Raw genomic sequence first — 25,653 nt, 5'->3', positions numbered from 1 at the left:
AGCCGCTGACACAACCTGGCACACCCGCTGGCACAGCTCCGGCACACTTCATCAACGGGCGGTGACACGAACCAGGACGCGTGTCTCTCTAGAGCCAGGGTCATCCACGGCCCTGGCACGTTGCGTGCTCATGCGCTCCCCCAAGGGAGACACGCAATGCCCAACGCACAGGCAGTGACGCTCAGACAGAACCCGGTGTACCCAGCGCCGCAGGGGAGCTGGCGCGGACATTCCCTCAAGTCTTCGCTCCAAGCGATCGCCGGGCGGCTCGCAGAGGGGGAACAGCGCGAAGGTGTCGTCCGGATGCTCGACGACCTGCTCCGGCCGCTCGACCCGGAACGCTCCGAGGATCAGCTCGTCGGAGCCATCGCGGCGGCACTCCGGAAGCGCGCGGTAGGCGCACGGGCCAACGTCGGCAATCTGTACCTGCACGAGGACGAGCTCCAGCACATGCGCCTCTACACCCTCCTCCGGGAGCGTGTGCCCATGATCTCCATGACCCATCCCCTCGCCAACGAGCTCCTGCTGCCCCATGTCTCAGCTCAGGAGCAGGTGATCATCCTCGACATCGGAATCGGAAATGGCGAGCAGCTCGCCGACCTCATCCACCTGTGCGGCACCCGAGACGCCGCGCCCCGACGTCTCGTCGTGGTAGGGCTCGACCTCAGCGCGCCCTCCCTCGCGAATGCACAGCGGAATCTCTCGGCCGCCGCGGAGCGGTGGGGAATTGATTTCAGGTTCATCGCCCTGAACAAACAGGTGGAGGCACTGACGGACGAGGACTGGACCCTGCTCGACAGCCTCGAGGGGACACGCGTCGTCAATGCCACGTTCGCCCTGCACCATCTTCGCCACGACGACGCGGCCCCGGACGTCCGCGATCGGCTCTTTCAACGCCTGCGTCGCTGGCAACCCCGCACCCTCGTCATCAGCGAGACGGACGCCGAGTTCAACACCGTTCCGCTCCCCGAGCGGACCGGGAATGTCTACGACTACTTCCTGGGAATGTTCCAGCACCTCGATGCGCTCGACATCCCAGAGGGAGACAGACTTCTCTTGAAGCTCGGCATGATCGCGCGGGAGATCGAGGACATCCTCGGACCCAACGAGGAGGAGCGCTGTGAACGCTACGAGAGCGGCCGCCACTGGAGTGAGCGCCTCGAACGGGCCGGCTTCGCGCTCACCCCGCCACCGCCCTCGCTGACCCTGGGCTCGAACGAGGCCATCACCATCACCGTCGATCGCGGCTACGTCACCCTGCTCGGCGCGGGCACGTCGCTCGTCGCGCTCCTCTGTGCCAGGCCTGTCGAAGGGTGAGTGCCAACCTTCCCGGACGAGCGCAGGACGCCGAGACGTCCGGGGCCGGGTCGTCGCCGCTTCGATGGCGCGCGCAAGTGCGAGTAGGATGTAGCGGTTCACGGGCACCAGAGGCCGGTTCACGGGCGCCAAAGGCCGGTTCACGGCGCCCATGGAGCGTCTCACGGAAAGGCCACGGCATCCGGCGGGAATATTCCGTACCTTGGCCCCCGTGATGGCGCCACGGCCAGATGACCTGGACGTCTGTCACCAGGGAGTCGCCCGACCCCCTCGTTTCAACAAGCACCTGATGTCTGCTTCAGGAGAAGAGGGGACAGTACGGAATGGCCAAACATCTGTCATGGATGTGGAGAAGCTTTGCGCGAAGGCGCGGAGCCATGGCCCTGGCTTTTGGCCTCCTGGCCGCCGGCTGTGAGCCGAGCGCAAGCCCCCCGGCGCAGGTTCCCTCGGCGCCCCATCCCGCTGGCGAGGTGGTCCGCGAGTGGCATCCCAGACCACTGGAGGACCCGTCTACGACGCCGAGCGCCGTGGGCGAGCCATGCGCGAATCACGGCGCTGCCGAGTGCGCCAGCGGGCTGTGCGTGCGCACGGCGACGGGCACCCGGCTGTGCAGTCGCACGTGCGCGGCGTCGTCCGACTGCCCCGAGGGCTGGGGCTGCGTGGCGGCCGTGCCCGGTGGCGCCGAGCAGTTCTGCCTGCCGCGTCCCGCTCGCCGGTGAAGCCCGCGCCGGCTCGAGCGCAACTCCATTCCTGATTGAGCGACACGACTTCCATGAATCCAAACAAATCCACAGGTCGAGTGCCTCTCCTTCGCTGGGCGCTCACGGTACTCGTGCTCACGACGATGGGCATAGCGGTGGCACAGGTTGCCGAGCCCCCGGAGTCGGACATCGCGGTGCAGTCCGCCATCGAAAAGGCGACGTACGTCCCCATTCCCGAGCTCGGTGGGCCCCGGGCGGCGGGAGTGGAAGGCGAGGTCACGCTGGGCGGCCTGCGGTCCTTCTACAGCCACACCGACTTCACCGCGCAGAGTGTCATGGGGCCGGTGTCCTTCGTGCGCTACTACGGCATGGACACGCAGGGCCACACCACGTCGGGACTGAACCAGGGCTTCAACCAACGTCCCCGCTGGGCTCCCTTTGGCAGCATGAAGGCGGACCCCGAGGCCGACCTTCGCAACGGCATTGTCAGCGAGCACTGCGGGCAGGGCGCGGAGACAAAATACGACTGCCGTGGAGGCCTGCGCTGGTGGCACAACTTCGACAGCTGGGTGGAACCCAAGTCGAAGAAGCGTCCCTGCAATGACACCCCTCAATACTGCCAGAACAATCCCGAGTACGACGTCACGTGGGTCGTGCATGCGCCTGACGGGCGTACCTACGCCTTCGACTCGTGCAGCCTGCTGGGCGAAGACAACGAGATGAAGGCCGAGTGTTACGGCCGGAACCACGAAGATTCCGATGTGAAGCTGGCCCTCAAGTACGGAGGGTCCAGCAGCGGCGACGGCTTCGTGCTCATCACGCCCACGGCGCGCTATGTGTATACCGAGCCGATGGTGAGGTCGCCGGATGGTTCCAACGAGCCGCCCTACCCGGGAATGGTGAGCTTCCGCCTCAGCTACATCCTGGCGCCCGAGCGAGGCTTCCTGTCTTGCGGAGAGCTCGGCGAGGACACGCCCTGCCAGCGGCGACTGGCGACACTCCACTATGGCCAGGTCTGCATGGCCGACAAGGCCACGGTGCTGAATCCCACGGCCTTGTATGTCACCCACATCGAAATCGCGGGCGCCGGTACGCTGGCGTTGTTGTACGACTCCGTCTACCTGCGTGACAGGAAGCAGCTCATCAACGTCCTGGCGGACGGAGGAACGGACGGGAAGTACATTCCTCCGAAGGAGTGCGTCCTCTCGCGCATCGTCCTCACACCGCCCGAGGGCGACGCGACTCCGCCGCGAGAGGTGGTGAAGTACGCCTACCCGCAGGGCCCCTTCGAGGACGACACGGGCACGACCACCCAGAAGCTGGGCGGACTGCTGAGTCAGGTCACGCTCTCCGCCGGAGGGCTCGCTGACGGCAGTGCGAGCCTGGAAACCCGGCTGAGCTATGAATACGGCGAGGCGGTACTCCCGAAGGAGGGCGGCCCTTCACTCCAGCCACTGCGCACCTTCCGTGTCCTCCGCAACGGCGTCTTCGAGCGCGAGTATGTGCTGGACGCGGCGGACGGGGCGTATGTGAAGCAGACGCAGGTGGGGGACACCCAGGTGCACTTGTGGGCGGACAACAACGGCCTCCCCCGAACCAAGCCCGGCGTCCCAGATGCGGGCCTTTCGTATTGCCACCCCGGCAATTTCGGCACCAACAAGCTCGACAGTGAATACGTCGAGATCAACTGCAAGCACGAGCAGACCCAATATCAACAGACGGAAGCGACGCTGGTGGGAGACGGCAGCGGCTCGCTGGTGCCTGGCCCAACGCAGAAGTTTCACATGGATTCGAAGCCCTGGAGCTCTCACGGTCCGCTTCTCACGGACATGGATTGGGAGTGTGCGGGAGCAGCCTGCAGCGCACTGGCTCCGCAGCAACGCAGCCGCAGCTGGGATGTGACCTGGTACAACCTCTGCCCCTACCCCCACTGCCCTCCGCGGACATTCGACTTCGATGCCTACGCACCGAAGACGGTCCGCGACACACGCGGCAACCTGCTCGTCCTCGAGTCCCGGCTCGCCGATGGGGGCGTCATGATGAGCAACTCCCTCCCCGCCAATCTGCCGCCGGTGGAAGTCCACGCCATGCGCGCCGGGGCCACCCAGGAAGACGGCAGTGATGCGCTGCAGACACGCCTCTTCAGCTACACGTATGGGTTCCGCGCCAAGCAGCAGGTCAAGGACGAGTGGGGGGACTCGGCCCTGGTGCCCTCCGGGAGCTACCAGGTGCGCCGTCATTACGAGCCGGGGACCAGCCGTCTCATCGGCGTGGTGCGCAGTGGGTACACCCTCCAGTTCGATGAGGGCGGTCAGGGCTGGACGCCCGTGCTGCGTCACGTGGGCACCTTCTACAAGATGAAATACAGCTGCACCGTGGAGGCGGATGGCGGCCTCGCTCGCGCGGGTGCAGGGGAGGACTGGGGCCGGGTGGTGGAAGTGGTGGGCCCCTGCCAGGTGGACGGCCCGGACGCCACGCAATGCGCATGGAACGCGTCGCAGGTGCCCATCACCCAGTATGAGTACTGGCCGGCAACGGAGGCAGACCCGCTGCACGCGGGCCGCCTGGCGCGGCGCCGCGTCTTCAGCCGCACGTCCGCCCATGGCACCTGCGACACGCCAGGCCTGCCGGTCGACCCGAGCTCGTACGTGGAGACGCGCTACGAGCGTTACGACGTGCAGGGCCGGCTGACACAGTGGCAGGACGCCAATGGGGTGGTGACGAAGTACACGTACTCGGGTGACAAGTTGGTGGAAGCCCGGGTGGCGGACGGCACGCCCATGGTGGCGGTGACGAAGTACGGCTACGACAACGGGCAGGGCACGGGCAACTGGGTGCTGAACCCGGATGGCCGCTATGAAGTGCAGTGCTTCCGCCAGGGCACCACCCTGGGCGCCGGCTGCACCGGTGGCGTGCTCACCGACAAGCTGCAGTGGAAGGCCACGTCGCGCGGCCCCGAAGGCGCCCACTACAGCGAGCGGGTGGACTACACCTACGCCGCCAACGGGCAGCTGGTGGGCGAGACAGTGCGCGATGGCACCGGCGCGGTGCGCCGCCAGCGCTACTTCGAGGGTGACCCGCTGGGCCGCACCACGTACGAGGCGACAGGAAGCTCCGCGCCGAGCCCCGCCAGCGACTCGCGCTACCACCAGGTGTCCCTCTTCGACATGGAGGGCAACCGCGTGGGGCTGGGCACGGCCTATCAGCCGACGTCCTCGCCCTTGGAGCCGCTGTGCGGAGGCTTCGCCCCGCATTCCAGCGAGGCCCATGCGGTACCGGCCTCGCCGCTGTGCAAGGCCTTCGAGTACGACCGCCTCAATCGCCTCTCCCGGCTCATGGAGCCGCTGGACACGCAGGGCGGCCAGAAGGCCGTCACCTGCCTCGGCTACGACACGCAGGGCAACCTCGCGAGCGTGAGCCGCGCGGGGACGAGCCGGCCCTGCGAGCCGTCCGCGCAGCACAGCGTGCGCTACGTGCACGATGACTTCGGGAATCTCGTGCGGGTCGTCGCGCCATGGGCTCGCGGGCCGGGGGGCGGCGCGGGCGAGTACCAATACGGCTACGACTCGGCGGGTAACCTCACCCTCAAGCAAACACCCACCATGGCGCAGACGACGCCCGCTACGTGGGTGCGGTACAGCTACGATGCGATGGGCCGGCTCCTCAAGGCCCAGGCCGCACGGGCCGACGCGCCCCAGGCGCTCCAGACGCTGTACTCCTACGGCTACGACGGTCAGGTGCCTCCGCCTCTCTTCTGCCCGGGAGGAGAGGGAGACTCCGGGGGCTCTCCCCATCTCAAGGGCCGCGCCCAGGTGCTGACGGACTCCTTCGGGGACACCTGGTATGCCTATGACGTCCACGGGCGCCCCACGGCGCACCTGCGCGTCCGGGCGCAGCCAGGGCAGCCGGAGCGCACCGTCGCGTGCAACCCCGCCCACGGCCCCCTCACCCCCAACCGCCGGTTCTACTTCGACCAGGCGGGCCGCATGATCAACGAGGTGCTGCCGGGAGGCCGCGCGCTCACCTATCTCCACCACTCCGCCTGGTCGTCCATGCCGCACCGGGTCTCCGAGGTGCGTGCCTCGACGTGGGATGGCTCGCGATGGACCGGCATCGTGACGCTCCTCAAGGACGTGCAATGGGAGCCCTATGGGGGCCTCAAGTCCTATGCGCTCCAGGCCCATCTCTCCACCAACACCGGCACCACGTCCTGGCGCTATGTGGACTACCTGCGGACCGCGTCGGCGACCACGCCCCTGTCGCGGTGCAGCGACACGGGCATCGTGTCGGGGAGCGACTACACGGGGCGCCTGAAGGCCGTCACCGTCTCCACCGAGGCGGAGCGCGCCGCGGGCCGGTACGGTGACATCTACAAGCGCGTGTACACGTGGAAGGCGGACCAGGTGGTGCGCGAGGACACGTGCGTGCTGGACACGCGCGACGTCGCGCCCGAGACGCTGGCGTACGCGGGGTCCCAGGGCGAGGCTGGCTTCGACACGCGAGGCCAGCTCCGCCACGTCACGGGACGGCCGCACGAGCTGCGGACGTACACGTACGACGACCTGGGCAACCGCCGGAGCGAGCGCCGCGGGAGCTTCGTCTTCCAGCTGGGCTACGCGCCGGAGGCGGGCGGCCTGCGTGAGGATGCGCTGCGCACCCGCAGTACCCACGCGTGCGGCGCGGGCACGGCCTGTGCCACCACCACCCCGCTCACGAGCCCCACCGAGCACTTCACGTATGACGACGACGGCCGGCTCGGCCGCAAGGAGTGGACCGGGCAGAGCGTGGGCATGGGGAACCTGGGACACCTGGAGTTCGGCACCGCGCTGGACGCTCCCAATGCCGCCCTGGGCGCCGTCTATCGGAGCGTGACCGATGACGCCGCTCGCACGTGGGAGTACTTCTACGATGCGCAGGGCCGTCGCCGACTGAAGCTGCATCCGTCCGGTGCGGCCGAGGAGTCCTTCTACGACGACACCCTGCTGCTGGAAGACTGGAGCGTCACCAGCCTCGTGAACGCCGAGGCGGACTCGGTGCGTGACGAGTACATCTGGCTGGATGGGCGTCCCGTTGCCCTCTTCAAGACGCGCGTCAGCCACGCCGGCGCGCGAGTGGCGGACTTCACCGGCACATGCGAGCGGTACAGCGACGACGTGCCCCCTGCCTGCGGCGTCTACTTCCCCATCACCGACGTGCTGGGCAAGCCCGTGGTGATGCTGGATGGAGCCGGGCGCGTGACGGGCGTGGCGGACTACGATGCCTTTGGTCACGTCAACCGCGTCAGCCACCCCGCGGAGAGCCGGCATCCCTCGGTGCTCGATGGCCGGGGCATGGTGCTCGCCACCACCACGGCCATCCCAGCGGCCCGGACAGGCATCAACGTCCACGTGCGCGCCCACTTCAGCGTGCTGCGGGGCGGGGTGGGGAGCAAGGCCTACCTCATCAATGAATTCGGTGCTCGGCTGCCCGCGGCCCTGGGAACGACGACGGACACCGCCGGCGACAAGGGCCTGTTGGTCCCCACGCCGTGGGTCAACGCGGCCAGTGCCACCCAGGTGCGGGTACAGTACGTGGAGGCGAACGACCCCAACACGGAGCCCGAGGGAGCTCCCTGGGGTGCAAGCCTGGAGGGATTCGAGTACAGGCGCTTCCAGGTGGGTGCCACGCCCGTGTGGACTCCGCTGCGGCTGCCCGGCCAGTACCACGACTTCGAGACGGACCTGTTCGAGAACTGGAACCGGTACTACGACCCGAGCATCGGACGGTACTTGGGGCCGGACCGAGCAATGCTTGAGCCCGATGTACTGATGGGCGAGCTTGCCGCCGGACAAAGCGTGCATGCTTATGCATACGCAAGGAACAATCCCATTATCAATACCGACCCGATGGGTCTCCTCACGGAAGAGGAGAAGAAGAAGCAGGCGGAACTGGACGAATTGGCGTTGCAGGCCAAGGCGCAACTTGAAGCTGATCGCAAGGGGGATAAAAAGCTCGACCGAGACAAGGAAGCGCACGTTCCCATCAAGCGGGAGCTAAGCGCAGAAAACAAGCAGGTGCGCACAGTCCAGAAAACGACACAGGACGGCTGTTCCGACAGAGGCTGTCCTGCGGGTGGAGCGCTAGTTGATGCAGATGTGCACGACCACTACCCCAAGGGAGGCCCTGAGGCAGGGCTTCCATCGCGGAAGGACTTATCTGCTGCCGAGGTTCTTAAGATCAACATCTACGTTCTAACCCACAGCAGAGACAACAGTCGCACCTCTGAATTCTACAAAATCACTCCTGATCGGAACATTTACAAGTACGATCCAAAGGACAACAAGTTCAGAACAACGACAATCCAGTGGGATAAGCTCAAATAGAACAACGCCGACGAACTCATCCGGATTTTGCTCATGACCCTTGAAAGCAGCTCATTGCTACTCGCCATGGTGGTATTGACCGGATGCTTTGAGGCTCGTGCAGATGACCCCTGGACAGGGGTGGCAACGCCAAGTGCCCCAAACACCTGTGATGTCACCAAGGGTCTGATTGAAAAATACTTTGGCTCCGAACCACGGATTCAATTCGGACACAAACCAGACACAGAAATAATCGTCGGCTCACATGCACAATATCTATGCAGGGCGGGCGAACCTCCCTTACACATCATAGAGCAGAAACAATTCCTTCGGTGCGTCTGGTATCGCGCCTTCGAAGACCCGATCATCATTTCACTGAGTGAAAGCTGCGTCATCACGAGGCGACGACCGACTGAGATCAACGGCGAATACCGAGTAGACGAACTTACGCAGTCACTCGCCAGGCCAGAGTGCACGAAGATCCTGACGAGCGCCCTGGAATCAATCAAGGATGGGGCAGGAAAAAGCGACCTGACAGAGGATATGTCTGGGCTTGATGGCGAGGCATTGTACTTCGAATATCGCGATAGAGAGCTACGTCGGGCCGGCTATGTGGACACGCCCGTGGTTGACAGTGGCGCTACTGGCGCTGTCAAGGCATGCATCCTGGTCCAGGAGCCACTCCGGAAGATATCAGTGTCTACGCCTCGATGAAGGACGTATCTACGTGTCGAGAGGGTGATCGGGTCGAGGGCCGGCGCGGTGGTGTGCAGGTTGCTCTTGGCCGTTTCCGGCTTCGTGCCCGTTTAGAGCTCACCATCACTCCGTCTCCGGCCCCCGCCACTTCGAACCGGACGGGCGGTTTTCCCGCATCCGGCTCACCGCGGAGGTGTCCTCCGCCGAGGTTATGCTTCCGTCCTTCTGGCCGCCGACTTTCAGAGCCCTCTGCTCCTACTCCGCCGCTGCCAGCCGGGGGCGGATTTCGCCCGGCGTTCTCTCTTCGCTCCTGGCTCCTGCGGACTGACGGTGGGTTTTATCATCCCACTCCCGCCTCGCCTCTTGCTCCGAATGCCTCCGGCAGGGCCCCTTCGCTCCACGGGCATTACCCCGCTTCACCGCTACTACGGACCCATCTGCCAGGCTCTCGCCTTCGCGTCACTTCGCCTCCTCGGCTCGTGCGGCTACCTTGCTTCCGCGGGCTTTCTCCGCGGGGCGAGGAGCCCTTCCCTGTTTCCATCCATGGCCTTGTTCACGTGCCGCCGCCCTCTACCCCGCCGGGTGGCTCTCCCCCCAAGGCCGTCTTCGGGGAGTTCCTGCTGCCTTCGTTCACTCCATGGGCCAGCACGTAGCGCAGCCGGCCCACCATCGCCGCGTCGTCCAGCACCGGCTCCGCTGAATAGCGCCTCTCCCAGAAGCCTCCACTCCAGTCCACCAACTTGCCTACTTTCCTGGAGAGGTTGGCTCGCAGGTACTGCATGAAGCCAGCGAGCGCGCTCCCCGAGCCCACACCAACAGGTGAAAGGGGTTGGAGGCGAAGGTGAAGGCGTACAACCGTACGGTGCCAGCGCTCTGCTGGACGGCTCGGGCCAGCACTCCTCCCACGACTTCGTTCACCTCAGCGCTGGGGCGCAGTAGCAGCCTCCCCTGGAAGCACCTGGGAGGGAGGGTTCGAACGCTACGAGAGCGGCCGCCACTGGCGTGAGCGCCTCGAACGGGCCGGCTTCGCGCTCACCCCGCCACCGCCCTCGCTGACCCTGGGCTCGAACGAGGCCATCACCATCACCGTCGATCGCGGCTACGTCACCCTGCACGGCGCGGGCACGTCGCTCGTCGCGCTCCTCTGTGCCAGACCTGTCGATGGGTGAGTGCCAACCTCCAACGACCGCGGTCACTTCGATTGGCCGGGCCCGCTCACCTCGCAGTTGCTATCCTTTGACACCTTCCCCGCTGGACTTTCGGTGACGGCAGCGGCTCGACCGCGACCAATCCCTCGTTGACCTCTCCGACGCGGCCCACCCGGTGCGGAGCTCAAGGATCCGCGCGTCCACCAAAGCGAGGGTTGGCGATGATGTCCTTCGCCATGCGGTCGGTGAAGGCGGTGCCCTCCCGGGCGTAGGCCGCTGCCTCGTCCGGGGTGAGGCGCACGCGAACCTCGTACATCGCGATGGTGCCCACCACCACCTCGAGGATGAGCGTCCCGTCCTGAGCCCGCAGCAGCCGGTACATCCACGCGCCGCTCCGGAAGAGCTCCTCTTCGCCGCTCATGGCACGTCCGTGACCGTGGTCTGCTCCACCGGCGCGTTGATGACCATGAGCTCCGGGATGTTGCCGGAGGTGTAGCCGCCGAACTTGAAGCAGTCCTTGTCCTCGGGGCTCGTGCACTTCCACACGCCCGGATCCGCCTCCACAGGCAGGCGGGCGCACGTCTTCGAGGTGGCCAGGTTCAGCGTCATCATCTTCAGCGGCCCCTCGAAGTTCTTGGCCGGCAGCCCGAGCGCCCGGCCGATCACCGCCGGGTCATGCCTCCCGTCCACCATGGAGTCGGCCACTGCCTGCTGGATGGTCTTCGTGGGGGCGGCGAACAGGAAGCAGCCCTCGTCGTTGCACCGGCCGAAGTTCTTCGCCCCCGTCTGCACGACGAACTTCTGGTAGGCCCCGTCCGTCATCAGCCACGACACCTGCCGGTCCTGGAAGTTCTTCTCGATGTGCTGATCGATACTGTACGGGCTGGCGAGCTGGTCGGCCTCCCGCGAGATGGCCTTCTGCTGATCGTTGCAGGCTTCGGTGACGGATGGGGCGGCCGGAGGAGGCGTGGGCCGGGTAGTGATCTCGCCGGTCTTGCAGGCGGTCACCGTGAACAGCGAGCACAGCAAGGCAATTCGGAAGATCGAGGGCATGTTCACTCCTGGTGAGGGGCGGACCATAACCAAGGGAGTCTTGGCTGACCATCTCCGTTCCGTAGCCGACCATGGCACGCGCCTAGAAACGGGTGAAGTCGCGCAAGGGGGGTGCACCCGGCGTCGGTGCAGGCGCGGACTCGGCGGACACGGCGCGAGCCAGCATCTCCGTGGCGGGCGCTCCGGGCAGCCGTAGCGCCTGTCTCTGCTGGACCTGCCGCAGCATCAGGCCCTCGTCGCTCATTCCATGGATGCGGAAGAAGGACATGAGCTGCTGGAGTGCCTGCGCCTGCGCGCTCAGCTCCTCCGCCGTGCTCGCCAGCTCCTCCGCCGCGGACGCGTTGCGCTGCGTCACCTGGTCCACCTGCTCCATGGCCTTGTTCATCTGCATCAGGCCCGAGGCCTGCTCCTTGGACGCCGCGCTCACCTCCTGCACCAGCTCCGCCGTCTTCCGGATGGAGGGCACCAGCTCCTTGAGTAGCACCCCCGAGCGCTCGGCGACCTTCACGCTGCTGCTGGCCAGGCTACCAATCTCCTTGGCCGCTTTCTGGCTGCGCTCGGCCAGCTTGCGCACCTCGGTGGCCACCACCGCGAAGCCCCTGCCATGCTCGCCCGCGCGCGCCGCCTCCACCGCCGCGTTCAGCGCCAGCAGGTTCGTCTGGTAGGCGATCTCCTCCACGATGGAGATCTTCTCCGCGATGGCCGTCATCGCCTCCACGGTTTCCGCCACCGCCGCGCCGCTCTCGGCGGCGTCCTGGGCGCCCTTGGTGGCCATCTGGTCCGTCAGCCGGCTGTTCTCCGCGTTCTGGGTGATGGTGCTGCCGATCTGCTCCAGCGTGGCGCTCGTCTCTTCCACCGAGGCGGCCTGGCTGTTCGTGCCTTGCGACAGCGACTGCGACGTGGCCGACACCTGCGAGGCCGCCGAGGACAGCGCCACGGCCCCCGCCCGCACCTCACCGATCATCCCGCCCAGCTTCTGCACCATGGAGCTGAAGGCCCGCCCCAGCGTGTCGTTCTCCGAGCGCGGTATCACCTGCACGGTCATGTCACCGGCCGCCAGGGACTCGGCCACCCGCGTCATGTTCCGCAGCGAGCGGATCATCTCCTGCATCCCCGCCAGCATCTGTCCCGTCTCGTCGCGGCCGCGCGCCTGCACCTCCGCCGTCAGGTCTCCCTGCGCCAGCCGGCCCATCGCCGCCACCGCCTCGTTGATGGGGAGCACGATGCCGCGGCTCAGCAGCAGTGCCAGCACCACCGCCAGCACCCCCCCCATCCCTCCACCCATCATCAGGGTGCGGTACATGGCCTCTTCCAGCGCGTTGGAGGTCCGCGAGCGCTGCTCCAGCAACCGCAACTCCTCGTTGGAGAGCTGCGCCATTCCCTCGCGCATTCCGTCCATGAACTGCTTGCCCCGGGCGGTCCCCACGAAGCCCACCACCTCGTCCACCGGCACCTCGCCACTCGTGGCCTTGCGGCGCAGCTCGACGAGGGGCTCCACCTCATGCGACAGCCAGCGCTGGTAGTCCTCGCGCAGCATCTGCAGGCGCTCTTGTTGCCGGGGGTTGTCCGTCGTCAGCTCCCGGGCCCGGGCGAAGTGCTGGGTGAAGCCCGCCTTGCCGGACTGCAGGGGCTCGAGGAACTTCTCATCCCCCGTGATGGCGAACCCCCGCAGCCCCGTCTCCATGTCGACGAGCGACTTCATGGTGCCGTTGATCTCCTGGAGTACCTCGTAGGAGTGCTTGTCCCAGCGGTTCGCTTCCGAGAGCTTCTCGAAGCTCGAATAGGAGATGCCCACCACCAGCAGCAGGACTGCGATCATCGAGCCGAAGGCGAGGTACAGCTTCTTTCCGATTCCGACGTCTTGGAGCATGGGACCATCCTTGGAGGAGGAGGGAACAGGCTGCGGCGGACAGCACACGCGGCTTGGGTGATGCCCAGCAGGTAGAGCGTGACGGCGTTGGGTTCGAGAGGGGTGCGGTGCCTCGTGCGACAGCATCGCGGCGAAGACGTCCATCAGACAACCGCCCCCCCCCTCTCGGCATGGATGCACGGAGAGGAGGGCGGTGCGGATGAGACGGGTCTTCTGTTGTTTACTGAACGGGATTGGACGGCGCACCGCTGCCGGAGCGAGGGCAACACTCATCGCTCGCCCCGCGTGCAAGACGCATCACCTCGCGCTCGGAGAGCGGTGTCTGGCGCAGGAACCCTACAATCTCCCAGGAGGCAACGGCGCCTCATGCGCCGCCACACAAGGAACGACCATGCCCTTCTCCACCCCCCTGCGCTGGCCCATGCTGGCCTGTGTTGCCGCCCTGCTGTCCGCCTGTGATGACGGCGGCGGCGACAACGGCAACAACGACGACCTGCCCCAGCTCTCCCCCGCCACGGGCGCCACGCTGTCCTCGTGCACCGACCTGGCCAGCAAGTTCTCCTTCAGCAACACCACTCTCAGTTCGGCGGAGGTCGTGGCCGCCGGCACGCGCAAGGTGGCCGGCATGCCGGTCGACGCCCACTGCCTGGTCAAAGGCGAGATGAACCGCCGCACCGGCGCCGCGGGCCAGAGCTATGCCATCGGCTTCGAGATGCGCCTGCCGAATGCCTGGAATGGCCGGTTCTTCTATCAAGCCAATGGCGGAACGGATGGCAGCGTCATCACCGCCATCGGTGAGGTGAACGGAGGTTCGGGTCCGACGAGCGCGCTGCAAATGGGTTTCGCCGTGCTCAGTTCGGACGCCGGCCACAACAGCGCCCAGAACCGCAACGGAGCGTTCGGCGTCGACTTCCAGGCCCGGCTGGACTACGGCTACCAGGCTGCGGCCACGCTCACGCCCATGGCCAAGGCGCTGATCGCCACGGCCTACGGCAAGGGCCCGGACCGCTCCTACTTCGGGGGCTGCTCCAACGGCGGGCGCCACACCTTCGTGGCCATGACCCGCATGCCCGAGCAGTACGACGGCTACCTGGCCGGCGCGCCGGGCTATCGGCTGCCGCTGGCTGCCATCGCCAACATCTTCGGCGCCAAGCAATACGCCAGCGTGGCCACCAACCCGGCCGACATCAGCACCGGTTTCACCAGCGCCGAGCGGGCCACCGTGACCGCGGCGGTGGTCGCCAGGTGCGACGCGCTGGACGGAGCGAGCGACGGGCTGATCCAAGACACCACCGCCTGCCAGGCCACCTTCGACCTCAACCGCGACGTGCCGACCTGCAGCGGCGAGCGCGACGGGAGCTGCCTGTCGGCCGCGCAGAAGATCGCCCTCGCGCCCATCTTCTCCGGCGCGGTGGACAGCAAGGGCACCCGGTTCTATTCGAGCTTTCCCTTCGACAGCGGTCTCGCCCAGGGCGGCACGGCCTTCTGGGAGTTCCTTGCACCGCTGGCGCTCGACTCCGGTGGGGTTGGCGTCATCTGGGGCGTGCCACCCGCCGACCCCGTGACCTTCAACGGCCCGGCCTTCGCGCTGTCGACCTCCATCGACGACATGCTGGCCTCGGTGGCCGCGACCAACGCCACCTACACCGAGTCGGCCCTGTCCTTCATGCTGCCGGTGGAGCCGACCCAGCTGGGGCGGGTGAAGAACCGGGGCGCCAAGATCATGGTCTACCACGGCGTGAGCGACCCGATCTTCTCGTCGGACGACACCACGTCCTGGTACGAGGGCGTGCGTGCGGCCAACGGCGGTGACGCCTCCAACTTCGCGCGCTTCTACCGCGTGCCGGGCATGGGCCACTGCTCGGGCGGTCCTTCGACAGATCAGTTCGACATGCTGACCGCGCTGGTCAACTGGGTGGAGAAGGGCCAGGTGCCCGACACCGTGATCGCCACGGCCCGTGGCGCCGGCAATGCCGCGGGCGTCAATCCTGAGCTGCCCTCGGGCTGGTCCGCCACCCGTAGCCGGCCGCTGTGCCCCTACCCCCAGGTGGCGCGCCTGAAGACCGGCGCCACCGACCTGGAATCGGCCGACAGCTTCGCCTGCCAGTAAGAAGGTCGGCTTGCGACGCGTGGGGGCCTGGCGGCAGGGGGTCCGCGTCAGGTCCCTGCGTGACCACTACAGATGCGGTACTTTATCAGTGCAGTTCTTGGGGAAAGGATAATCGAGTGCGCAATCTCGTCTATTACATCTCTCTCTCGATCGACGGATTCATCGCCGGCCCCAACGACGAGGTCGACTTCTATCCAGGATCCGACGAGTACATGCGCTGGATGAAGACCGACTATCCCGATGCGCTTCCGACCCACATGCGTCGGCACTTCGGCATCGACAACGCACCCAACCGGAACTTCGACACGATCGTCATGGGCAGGCGCACCTACGATCCCGCGCTCAAGCTCGGCATCACGAGTCCGTACGCGCATCTGCGCCAGTATGTGTTCTCCCGCACCCTCGAGCCGCAAGACCCGACCGTCACGATCGTAAAAGGCGACGTGGTGGAGACGGTCCGGGCGCTCAAGCGCGAGGAGTCGGCGCTCGACATCTACCTCGCGGGAGGCGGGGAGCTGGCCGGGCAGCTGCTCGACGAGATCGACCGCCTCGTCGTGAAGCTGTATCCCGTCGTCGCCGGCGCAGGCCGCACCGCCTTCGGCTCCCGGTTCTCACCGACGAACTTCAACCTCGACAACGTGAAGACCTTCTCCGGGGGCAACGCGGTCCTGTACTATTCACGAGTCCGCTAAGCCGCATCAGGGGCGAAGGCGGTGCCGCCTTCACCGCCCCAGGCCTACACAGCGGAGCGCCGGGGCGCCGCTCTCGGTGAGCAAGACCCGGACTCCTCAGTTGCAACCCTGGCTCGACAGCCAGTTCACGCCACGGAGCCGATCGTTCGTGCCATTCGAGCCGCCGTAATCCACGTTCGAGAAGGACATGGACACGTAGCTCCCCGTGGACTGGTTCCGGATCTCCATCGTCATGTTGTTGGGGATGAGCGTGGTGGAGTTCGGGTAGTTCGCACCGATGTAGTAGCGCAGCCGGCCGCTCGGGAGGCTCCCACACGTGGCCATCTTGTTCTCGAGCTGCGCCCAGTTGCCCCGGTTGAAGTTGGCATCCTGAGGCACCAGGTTCGCCCGGCCTCCCCAGCCCCCAAGCTGCGAGCCAATGAGGTGTCCCCCGTCATAGTCGTTGCTGGGGTTTTCCGCGTCACCCCACTGCCCCACGCTCGTCTGACAGGAGTCGATGCGCGGCGCGGCGATGATCGCCGGCAGGTACTTGTACGCCCTGTTCGGCCGGCCCGCACTGTCGATGAAGAAGTACTCGCCGTCGAAGTTGTGCCAGATGTTCCGGTCGCCCGACGGGAAGAACTTCGGACAGTCGCTGATCACTTGCTCGGTGACGTCCCCGCGGATGACGTACCCGACGCCGTAGGGCTTCAGCGCCTCCCGGATCTCCTCCTCCGTGTGGCTCTCGAAGAACTCCACGAGGCCGCTCGGGCCACCGAAGTCCTGCTCGAGCTGACTGGCGACGCCTTCACCGCCCAGGTCCGCGTCCGCGGCTCCGCAACCCCCCAGCAACAGGCCCAACACCGCCATGACCGACAACTTGTTCAGGGTGCGCATTCTTCTTGGTCTTTCTTCACCGGGTTGTTGACTTCCCGGTCTTAAATACCAAGAAAGAGAGAAGTGCTTTGTGACAATTCTGCGGAAGGTGCGCCAAAAAGTCTTAGTGCAAAAAACATGCTCTCCCTGGTTTACGGAGCGTCCTCATACCCTGGAGGTTGAGTGACCCCTACTCGCGGTAAAGCACCCACTCACGCGAACGAAAGGACTCGGAGATGAGCGTGGGTGAGCGAAGAGGCCGGATCCGGCAGGCGCTGAGGCGAAGCGCGAGAGCCAGCGGAATCGTTGCGCTCCTCTTCTCGCTCGGAGCGGGGGCGGCCCAAGCGCCGTCCAACACGCAGCTGGCTGGCGCCGAGCTGAATCGCCGGGTCGAGAAGCTGCTGCGACAGATGACGCTCGAGGAAAAGGCCGGCCAGCTCGCTCAATATTCAATCGGTACGCCCACCGGTCCAGGTACCGGCCGCGACGACTACGAGACGCTGGTGCGCGCCGGAGCCGTGGGCTCGCTGTTCAACGTGGTCGGAGCCCGGGAGACCAATCACTATCAACGCATCGCAATGGAGCAGAGTCGCCTCAAGATTCCCCTGCTCTTCGGCTTCGATGTCATCCACGGCCACCGCACCCTCTTCCCGACCCCCCTGGCCATGGCGTCGAGCTTCAATCCCGCCCTGGTGGAGCAGGCCATGCGCATGGCCGGAGCAGAAGCCTCCTCGGAGGGCATCCGCTGGGTGTTCTCCCCCATGGTCGATATCGCGCGTGATGCCCGTTGGGGCCGTATCATCGAGGGCTCGGGAGAGGACCCCTACCTGGGGGCCGCCATGGCACGGGCCTACGTCCGAGGCTATCAGGGCAAGTCGCTGGCAGAGCCCACCTCGGTGGCGGCCTCGGTGAAGCACTTCGCCGCCTACGGCGCGGCGGAAGCAGGCCGGGACTACAACACAGTCGACATGTCCGAGCTGACCCTTCGGCAGGTGTATCTGCCGCCCTTCCAGGCCGCCGTCGCGGAGGGCGCGGCCACGGTGATGAGCGCCTTCAACTCGCTCAATGGAGTGCCAGCCACGGCCAACCCCCAGCTCCTCACCGGCATCCTGCGAAAGGAGTGGGGCTTCAACGGCTTCGTGGTCAGTGATTGGACCGCGGTCCAGGAGTTGGTGAACCATGGCATCGCGTTGGACGGGGCAACGGCCGTTCGCAAGGCGCTGACGGCCGGCGTCGAGATGGACATGGAGAGCCATCTCTATGGGCCCGGGATTCCACAGTTGGTGCGCTCCGGCAAGCTGAGCCAGGCGGTGGTGGACGAGGCCGTGCGCCGCGTGCTGCGCGTCAAGTTCGCGCTGGGGCTCTTCGAGCATCCCTATGCGGACGAGAAGGCCGGGGCCTATGTGGCGACCGCGGAGAAGCGCGAGCTGGCCCGGCGCGTGGCGGAAGAATCCATCGTCCTGCTGAAGAACGAGGGAGGGGTGCTGCCGCTCTCCACCTCGGGGCGCAAGATCGCGCTCGTCGGTCCGCTGGCGGACTCGGCGGTCGACATGCTGGGCGCATGGAACGGCAAGGGCGACCCCAAGGACGTCGTGACCCTGCGCGCCGCGCTGGAGCGCCGATTGGAGGGCAAGGCCCAACTGCTCTACGCGAAGGGAACCGGCATCCTCTCGCATGAGCCTTCCGGCATCCAGCAGGCCGTGAAGGCAGCGGAGGCCTCCGATGTGGTGATCGCCGCGCTGGGCGAGGACGCGAGCCAGATGAGTGGCGAAGCCGCCTCACGTACCCGACTCGGTCTGCCCGGACACCAGGAGCAGTTGCTCCAGGCCCTGGCCGCCACCGGCAAGCCGGTTGTCCTGGTCCTGTTCAATGGCCATCCGCTGGTCCTCGAAAACGCCCAAGCGCATGCCAGGGCCATCGTGGAGGCCTGGCATCCCGGCATCGAGGCCGGGAACGCGGTGGCCAACCTGCTGTTTGGCGATGTGAACTTCAGCGCCCGGCTGCCGGTCAGCCTGCCCCGCAGCGTCGGGCAGCTGCCGCTCTACTACAGCCAACTCAGCACCGGGCGTCCGGCGGGGACCACCGACTTGACGCGCATGCCCAGGAGCACGGGAGAGAAGTACATCTCCCGCTATATCGACGAGCAGAACAGCCCGCTCTACCCCTTCGGCTACGGCCTCTCCTACACCACCTTCGACTTCTCGCCGCCGGTGCTGAGCGTCCCGGTGCTGAAAGCCGCCGCGGTCAAGAAACGGGGCCAGGGCGTGATGCGCGTGAAGTCCCAGGTTCGCAACACGGGCAAGGTGCGGGGAACGGTGGTAGCGCAGCTCTATCTCGGGCTCCGAGGCGCCAGCACCGCGCAACCCGTGCGTCAGCTCGTGGGCTTCGAGCGCCTCACGTTGGCGCCTGGCGAATCCCGTGATGTGGAGTTCACATTGGGTTTCCAGGAGCTGTCATTCCTCGATGCCAGCGCGGCGCGCGTGGTGGAACCCGGAACCCAGTACGAGCTCTGGGTGGGGGATAGCTCCGAGGCCACCCAGCACGCCCGCTTCGCGATGGAATAGCTACGAGGCGTGAGACAACCCGGAGGCGTGCAGGGGCAGCTCCAAGATGAAGGTGGCCCCGCGCCCTGCTCCCTCGCTGTGGACCGTCAGCGAGCCGCCCAGCTCCGATGAGCCTCATCTACCGCCGGAACCCAACTGCCGTGGATGCCAAACGGGACGCGCTGAGGCAACCGGACTCGCGCTACCGGGGCCGCGCCGAAGTGGCCAGCGTCGAGGACGACGAGCTCGCTGATGTCGCGCTCGCGGTCGCGAACGAAGCTGAGCAGCCAGCCGCTGTCTTCGGGCGACTGGGCACTCTTGGGGACGAAGACGCACTCGCCGGGTATCTGCCCCGGGCCGAGTTCCTGAGCGAGCGAGGTGCCCGTCTCCGCCTCGTAGCGGCGCAAGAGTGACTTCGTCGGGGCACCGTCAACGAAGTCGAGCATCTCGAGGACGTACGTGTAGCGATGGGGCCGCCCAACGCGGCGGTCGTCGATCCGGGGGAATTCGACCAGGCGGTCATCGAGCTGCCGCTCGCGGGTGCGGCCAGACTCGAGGTCGACCTCCCAGCGGTGCAGGTACGGCGGAGCCGCTTCGAAGCGTGCCGAGCGGACCGCCTCGAGAACAATCGTTCCAGCGCGCTCGAACGCGTTGGCGGTGTGGCAGAGCTGACCGGACTCGACGTCGAACCAGCGCACCTTGCCCCCCGCTCGAGGCACCACGCCGATGCGCGTCTGATGGGAGTCGTTCCATTCGAATGGAATCCCCGCGCCCCAGTCGCGGATCATGCGGGCGGGCGAATCGAAAAAGACCGCGTACCGTTCCGTGATGGCGAAGTCGTGCAGGTAGGAAGCACCATCCACCTCAATCTCCCTCTTTGAGATCACCCGCCCCCTCGCGTCGGCGATGTAATACGTCAAATACGGACGCACCACCTGGTAGCCGAAGAAGTGGAGCTCACCCGTCAACGGACACCGCTTGGGGTGCGCTGTCATCGGTGTGTCCACCGCCCCGCCAAAGTCGAAGGCGCCGACGGTCGACAGCTCCCGGTCCAGCTGCATAGGCAGCGACGCCTCGACCATGGAGAGGATGCGGCCCGCGTGCTCGATGACGTGGGTGTTCGACGTGCCGCCCCCACGAAGCCGCCGCTCGCGCTCTGAGCCCGCCTCCGCGCCGGTAAACCTGGCGGTTCGTACATAGCGGTTCCGGTACCAGCGCGCCTTTCCCCCCGCGAGGTGGATACCGTGCACCATCCCGTCGCCGAACCACCAGTGAGGGGAGAAGCCGTCCTTCGGGTTCGGGCCGTTGCGCATATAGGTCCCGGCAAGCTCTCGCGGCAGCTCGCCCTCCACGGGCAGCTCGTGCGCGGTCACCTCGTCGGCGACTGGGGCGAAGTCGCCTCTCAGCCAGAACGGCCTGGCGGGAGAACGGGAATCGGTCTTGCTCTCGGTGGACATGCGCTTCTCTCCTCGCAGTTGATTGAGAACTCAAATAACCTCGCCGCAGAGGCTTCCGCAAGCTGTTTATTTGAGTGCTCAACAAAAAAGAGGAGAGCATGTCCGCGCATCACCTGACTTTCTTTTTCGACTTGAACCGGGCCCACGCGAAGGTGATCCGTCGTTTCGACTCCGCCCTGGGTTCCGTGCATGGCATCGGACTCAACGACCTGCACCTTCTCCAGGTGCTCGACGAGGCGCCCGGGCGCCGGATGCGACGAACGGATCTCGCCCAACAACTCGGGTTGACGGCCTCGGGTGTGACCTGGATGCTGCGCCCGCTGACAAAGCGCCGCCTCATCACCAGCCAGGCGAGCGAGGACGATGGACGTGTCACATTCGCAGTGCTCACCGAGCCTGGGCGCCAGCTGGTTGCGGACGCTGTACCGACAGCGCGACGGATTGCTGCTGAGCTGCTGGACCCACAGGTCAGCAAAGAGGAGCTGACGCGGGCTACGGCGGTCATCGCACGGTTGGCTCAAGATTGAACGTCAGCCGGCCTCCACACCGAGGGCAGGCGCCCTGGACGCGGGAAGGGCAGGCGCCCCACGCGGACTCACTGACATGTCAGTGACGTGTCGGTCTCACGCGCCAACACGTCAGGGGTCGCGGCGAAGGCCGAGCGCAGAGCGACAAGAACCGGGCACCTCCGCGTGGCGTATTGGCACCACGCTTGCTGAAGGGTAAAGGTGGTAGCAAGGGCAAGGGAGGCGAGGAGGAGTAGCGCCACCTTCGATCCAAGCTGAGCGCCCCGACTCAACCAAGGCATGACAGTTGAGTTTTGACCGCCAGGTCCAGCAGATGTCTTGCATTATCAAGCAATAAGAAATCCCCCCGCTCACACAGGAGTAATCGCCATGGCCTCGAACATGAATGACAAGAAGGGTGGAGCCGCCGCCGTCCCTGGAACCGAGGGGACACTGCTGAAGGAGGCGATGAACCCTACGACGGGATCGTTGGTGGCCACCGCGATGCCCACGGACCCGAGTGCTCATGACGGCATCAAGGACCCGCCCGTGATCAACGGAACCGGCTTCGAGCCGGGCCTGGCCTAGAGCGGCGAGCCGAGGCTCCTTCGCAGCTCCAGGAGCCGAGGCTTCCACGAACGCTCGAAGTGGGGGCTGATCGCCAGAGCCTGGGTGAGATCTTCCTGTGCCTGACGCCGCCACGCGAGCGGCTCCACGCCCTGGGACACCTCCGCACGCAGCAGGAGCAGGCTGGCACGGAGGATGCGGGCATCCGGCCAGCCAGGGCGGGCCGCGACCAGCGCTTCCGCCAGTGCGAGCCCCTGCGTCACGGGGACCTCCATGTCCAGGCCTGTCCTGGCCCGCCAGGAGGCCCACTCGTGGCAGAAATGACCGTAGGCGAGCCGGTAGTCATGGGACGTGGGCGCCAGCTCGAGCGCCTTCTGGAAGTGTCTGGCCGCTTGCTCGAAGTCCTCATCGCGGCCCTGGCCCCGCCGGGCCTTCCACCGGGCCCGGAGCGCCTGACTCTCTCCCAGGTACCGTGAGGCCTGCGCGAACTGGGGGTTGAGCTTGTACGCCGTGCGCAGCGCCTCCTCCGCCCGGGCGAGGCTCTGGGTTGGATCCCTCCCCTGCTCCAGCTCGAAAGCGGCTTGCAGGGCGTGGGCTGCTCCCAGGTTGGCCCAGGGCTGGGGAAAGCCCTCGAGCCGCTTCAGTGCCTCGTGCACGGTGCTCATGGCCGCGCGGAGGCTCGCCTCCGACGACTCTCCCCGCGCATGCTCGTACCGGGCCTGCTGGAGCAGCACCTCACTGAGGTTGTGCCGGGAGATCCCCCGCTCGGGGGCAGCGGCGATGGCCTCGCCGAAGCTCGCCCGGGCCTGCTCCAGAAAGGGAGAGGGATCCTCGCCCCGATCCCAGCTCTCGCGCGCCAGCTCCAACAGGGCGAAACCCGCCTGGTCGAGGAACCGGGGCATCGCGCGATTGATGGCGATCCCACGCTGGTATTGCTCGAGGGCCTGGTGCCAATCGGGCCGGGCATCCTCCCCGCGGGCACGGTGCCGCTGGGCCTCCAGCTCGTTCACCTGCGCCGCGAAGTAGTAGGTGTCGATGTGGCGGGGATTGAGCGCCTGCGCTCGGGAGAGAGCGGTCCGGGCCTGCTTCAAGTCCTCCTCCGGATCCTTCCCTGCGCCGTGGGAGTGCTCGGCGCGCGTGAGGTACAGGATGCCCAGGTTGAACCAGGCGCCCAGCATGCGCTCATCGCCACGGCTCGCCTCCTCGTACGCGGCGATCCCTTCGTTCAGATGGGGCACCGGATCCGTGCCCACCCGAGCCTCGTACTGGGCCCAGGTCCCGAAGATCAGGCCACGCTGGAAGTGGAACCCGGCATCCTGCTCGTTCGCCCCGAAGTGTTGAAGGTGCGAGAGGGCCTCCCGGAGTTGCTCCAGGGGATCGCGGCCCTGCCGCTCACGGGCGCGGCCCCACTGCCAGAGACACCGTGCCAGCTCCATCCGGAAGACGGACGACTGGGGTGAGAGGTCAACGGCCTTTCGCGCGGCCACGAGCGCTTGCTGCAGAGGCTCCTCGGCGGGGCTGCCCTGATCCACGCGGTACTCCGCGAGGCGGCGGTACAGGCGGGCCTCCAGAAACCAGGACTCGGGTCGACCCGGTGCGATCTGACGCGCGCGGGCCACGGCCTCGCGTCCCCGCTCGAACGGGGGGAGGACCTGACCCTGACCATAGATTTCCATCATCAGCTCGGAGTACTCGAGCTCCGCCTGGGCCAGGGCAATGGCAAGCACGCTGCGTCCGGTGTCGGCTGCGTCCGCATAGGCCTGGCGGCCAGCAGCGAAAGCAGCCCTGGCGCCCTCCGAGTCCCCCGCGTTCCAGAGCGCACTGGCGCGGGCGCGCAGGATGTCTCCCCTCAGCAAGGCCGCCTCGTAGAACCAGGGGGGTGGCTCCCCCAGCTTGTCGAGGATGGCCAGCGCATCCTGGAGGCGCTCCTCATAGAAGGCGATGAGCGCCTCCACGTACTCGGGGGGCGCTTCCCGGGAATCTTGGCTCTGACGAAGGGAGTCGAGCACCGGGGCCCGGTACTGACGCCGGACGGAGTCCAGGCGGGCCTTGCGCTCCTCGGGGTCGCGGATGCGTCCGGCCTCCAGGAGCTGCTCCTGATACAGGTGACCCAGGGCCAGGGCCAGGGACCAGGCGACACGCGGCTCGCGAAAGCCGAGCTGCCAGGCGGCTTCCAAGTGCGTACGCGCCGTGGCGTCATCCCCGAGCGCCAGGGCACCCCGCCCCAGCGCGTAGTGACCCGGGCCCGCGGCCAGCGCGCCTGCCTGGCCGATCTCCCGCTTCAACGCCTCCATGGACTCCTGAAGCGCCTTGCGGTCGCGCGCGGTGTCGTGCAGCCGGGAGAGCCCTGAGTAGCGGGCCAGTGCCTCGATGCGCTCGACCTTCTCGGTAAAGCGGCGCGCCAGCTGCTCACGCCGCGAGGTCTGCTGGCGCGTGTAGACCGCCCACCCGAGAGACAGCGTGACGGCCAACAGCGCGGCGGCAGCCACTGCCACGAGACGCCGGTGCTTGTGGGCCTTCTTGAGCAGCCAGTACCCCCGGCCGGTGGCGCGTGCCTGGACCGGCTCGCCGGCCAGCCATCGATCCAGGTCCTCGATGAGGGCGCGCGCCGAGTCGTACCGGGCCGAGCGGTCCTTCTCCAGGCACTTGAGGACGATGGCCTCCAGGTCCGCGGGGAAGTCCGGATTGAGCGAGCGCGGAGGGCACGGGTCCACGACGGCGATGTTGCTGAGCACCTCCAGCCCGTTGCTGCCGGGAATGGCATGAGTGCCCATCAGCAGGAAGTAAAGCGTGGCGCCCAGGCTGTAGACGTCAGCGCGGCGGTCCAGGCTCTCCACCTCTCCACGAGCCTGCTCGGGCGCCATGTAATGGGGAGTGCCCAGAGCCGTGCCAGTGGCCGTGGCGCCCCGCGCCCTCCATTCACGGGCCAACCCGAAGTCCATGACATAGGGCTTGAGGCGGCCGTCCTCGGTGCGCTCCACGAGGATGTTGGAGGGCTTCAGGTCGCGGTGAATGAGGCCGGCGCGGTGGGCGGCATGCACCCCCTCGGCGGCGTCCCTCAGCAGCAGCACCTTCTGCTCGAGAGTGAGCTCGCGGGCGAGTTGGTCCAGGAGAACGCCCTGGATGTACTGCATGGCGATGAAGGGGCGGCCTTGGACCTCCCCCACCTCGTACACCTGGCAGACGCGCTCGTGCTCGACACGGGCCTGGGCGCGAGCCTCGGATAGCAGGCGGCGGACAAGCTCTGTGTCATCGCCCCGCACGAACTTGAGGGCCACATTGCGACGCAGGCGGGGATCATAGGCCAGGAAGACCTGGCCCATGCCCCCCTGGCCGAGGAGACGCACCCCCTGGTAGCGATCCCAGCCGGGTACCGGAAACGGCACATCGCCCGGCACGTTGCCGTCACGGGTGGAGTTCGGCGCCAGTGTCAGGCCCTCATCGAGCGAGCGGTCGCCCGTCCCTGACTCGGCACGTACAGCTTGCCGGATGGCGGCCAGCGTCTGCTCGGAGATGAGCCCGTCCTCGTGGAGCAGCTCCAGGGGAGTGCACGCGTGGCCACGGGCTCGCTCGCGCAGGGACTTCACCTCCTCCTCGGAGACGAAGCCCTTGTCCACTGCGATGCGAAGTTCCGCCTCGTGCGCCTCAGTCATGGAACCCACTCCAGGGGATGCCTCAACGGGGGAGAAGCGCAGCGGCATCAGCACAGCCCTTGGTGCCGAGGCGAGCTGCGCCCGAGGCGCTGGGGATGATGCAGGCAACGTGGATTTGATGCAATCGGCCCTTCCGTCTAGAGC

The 25,653-nt window shown here is 66.7% G+C and carries 16 protein-coding genes; 9 read left to right on the top strand and 7 right to left on the bottom strand.

Annotated elements, in window-relative coordinates; all coding sequences use genetic code 11:
• The first annotated feature begins 156 nt into the window (after positions 1-156).
• The 4 genes from F0U60_RS10310 to F0U60_RS10295 all read left to right on the top strand — a co-directional run bounded on the left by F0U60_RS10310 (position 157) and on the right by F0U60_RS10295 (position 9,073).
• Positions 157-1,317, top strand: a complete 1,161-nt coding sequence (locus tag F0U60_RS10310) for a GRAS family protein (RefSeq protein ID WP_395817346.1) — start codon at positions 157-159, stop codon at positions 1,315-1,317.
• A gap of 377 nt (positions 1,318-1,694) precedes the next feature.
• Entirely contained in the window at positions 1,695-2,036 is a 342-nt protein-coding gene (locus tag F0U60_RS10305) for a hypothetical protein (RefSeq protein WP_395817343.1), read from the top strand.
• Between the two features lie 137 nt (positions 2,037-2,173).
• Positions 2,174-8,380, top strand: coding sequence for an RHS repeat-associated core domain-containing protein (locus tag F0U60_RS10300; RefSeq protein ID WP_395817340.1), 6,207 nt, complete (start codon positions 2,174-2,176; stop codon positions 8,378-8,380).
• A gap of 33 nt (positions 8,381-8,413) precedes the next feature.
• Positions 8,414-9,073 carry a hypothetical protein gene (locus F0U60_RS10295; RefSeq protein WP_395817338.1) on the top strand — a complete coding sequence of 220 codons (660 nt, stop codon included), beginning with the start codon at positions 8,414-8,416 and terminating at the stop codon, positions 9,071-9,073.
• Between the two features lie 535 nt (positions 9,074-9,608).
• On the opposite strand, the gene F0U60_RS10290 is transcribed toward F0U60_RS10295, so the two are convergent.
• The 4 genes from F0U60_RS10290 to F0U60_RS10275 all read right to left on the bottom strand — a co-directional run bounded on the left by F0U60_RS10290 (position 9,609) and on the right by F0U60_RS10275 (position 13,126).
• Positions 9,609-9,836, bottom strand: coding sequence for a hypothetical protein (locus F0U60_RS10290; protein WP_395817335.1), 228 nt, complete (start codon positions 9,834-9,836; stop codon positions 9,609-9,611).
• A 551-nt stretch (positions 9,837-10,387) separates the two neighbouring features.
• Entirely contained in the window at positions 10,388-10,624 is a 237-nt protein-coding gene (locus tag F0U60_RS10285) for a hypothetical protein (RefSeq protein WP_395817332.1), read from the bottom strand.
• On the bottom strand, positions 10,621-11,256 hold the full coding sequence (locus F0U60_RS10280) for a hypothetical protein (protein ID WP_395817329.1): 636 nt from the start codon (positions 11,254-11,256) through the stop codon (positions 10,621-10,623). The genes F0U60_RS10285 and F0U60_RS10280 overlap by 4 nt, the downstream gene beginning before the upstream one ends.
• An 82-nt stretch (positions 11,257-11,338) precedes the next feature.
• Positions 11,339-13,126 (bottom strand): CHASE3 domain-containing protein, encoded by a 1,788-nt coding sequence (locus F0U60_RS10275; protein WP_395817326.1) that lies wholly within the window; start codon positions 13,124-13,126, stop codon positions 11,339-11,341.
• A 391-nt stretch (positions 13,127-13,517) separates the two neighbouring features.
• On the opposite strand from F0U60_RS10275, the gene F0U60_RS10270 reads away from it, so the two are divergent.
• On the top strand, positions 13,518-15,236 hold the full coding sequence (locus tag F0U60_RS10270; protein ID WP_395817322.1) for a tannase/feruloyl esterase family alpha/beta hydrolase: 1,719 nt from the start codon (positions 13,518-13,520) through the stop codon (positions 15,234-15,236).
• 116 nt (positions 15,237-15,352) lie between these two features.
• On the top strand, positions 15,353-15,928 hold the full coding sequence (locus F0U60_RS10265) for a dihydrofolate reductase family protein (RefSeq protein ID WP_395817320.1): 576 nt from the start codon (positions 15,353-15,355) through the stop codon (positions 15,926-15,928).
• 96 nt (positions 15,929-16,024) lie between these two features.
• Here the strand turns inward: F0U60_RS10265 and F0U60_RS10260 are convergent, their stop codons facing one another.
• Positions 16,025-16,804 carry a DNA/RNA non-specific endonuclease gene (locus F0U60_RS10260; RefSeq protein WP_395817317.1) on the bottom strand — a complete coding sequence of 260 codons (780 nt, stop codon included), beginning with the start codon at positions 16,802-16,804 and terminating at the stop codon, positions 16,025-16,027.
• 221 nt (positions 16,805-17,025) lie between these two features.
• On the opposite strand from F0U60_RS10260, the gene bglX reads away from it, so the two are divergent.
• The gene (gene bglX, locus F0U60_RS10255; RefSeq protein WP_395817314.1) at positions 17,026-19,347 is read left to right on the top strand and encodes a beta-glucosidase BglX; all 2,322 of its coding nucleotides are present in this window, start codon (positions 17,026-17,028) and stop codon (positions 19,345-19,347) included.
• Between the two features lie 86 nt (positions 19,348-19,433).
• On the opposite strand, the gene F0U60_RS10250 is transcribed toward bglX, so the two are convergent.
• Positions 19,434-20,783, bottom strand: coding sequence for a carotenoid oxygenase family protein (locus tag F0U60_RS10250; RefSeq protein WP_395817312.1), 1,350 nt, complete (start codon positions 20,781-20,783; stop codon positions 19,434-19,436).
• A 98-nt stretch (positions 20,784-20,881) separates the two neighbouring features.
• Between F0U60_RS10250 and F0U60_RS10245 the strand changes: the two genes are divergently transcribed.
• Both F0U60_RS10245 and F0U60_RS10240 read left to right on the top strand, forming a co-directional pair.
• On the top strand, positions 20,882-21,310 hold the full coding sequence (locus F0U60_RS10245) for a MarR family winged helix-turn-helix transcriptional regulator (RefSeq protein WP_395817309.1): 429 nt from the start codon (positions 20,882-20,884) through the stop codon (positions 21,308-21,310).
• A 369-nt stretch (positions 21,311-21,679) separates the two neighbouring features.
• On the top strand, positions 21,680-21,877 hold the full coding sequence (locus F0U60_RS10240) for a hypothetical protein (RefSeq protein WP_395817306.1): 198 nt from the start codon (positions 21,680-21,682) through the stop codon (positions 21,875-21,877).
• Here the strand turns inward: F0U60_RS10240 and F0U60_RS10235 are convergent.
• On the bottom strand, positions 21,874-25,509 hold the full coding sequence (locus tag F0U60_RS10235) for a protein kinase (protein WP_395817303.1): 3,636 nt from the start codon (positions 25,507-25,509) through the stop codon (positions 21,874-21,876). The two genes, F0U60_RS10240 and F0U60_RS10235, sit on opposite strands and share 4 nt — an antisense overlap.
• Positions 25,510-25,653 lie beyond the last annotated feature (144 nt).

The sequence above is a fragment of the Archangium minus genome, from assembly GCF_044360475.1.
Lineage (GTDB): Bacteria > Myxococcota > Myxococcia > Myxococcales > Myxococcaceae > Archangium > Archangium minus.
The sequence above is the reverse complement of the archived record's forward strand: the minus strand, read 5'-3'. Positions and strand labels throughout refer to the sequence as shown.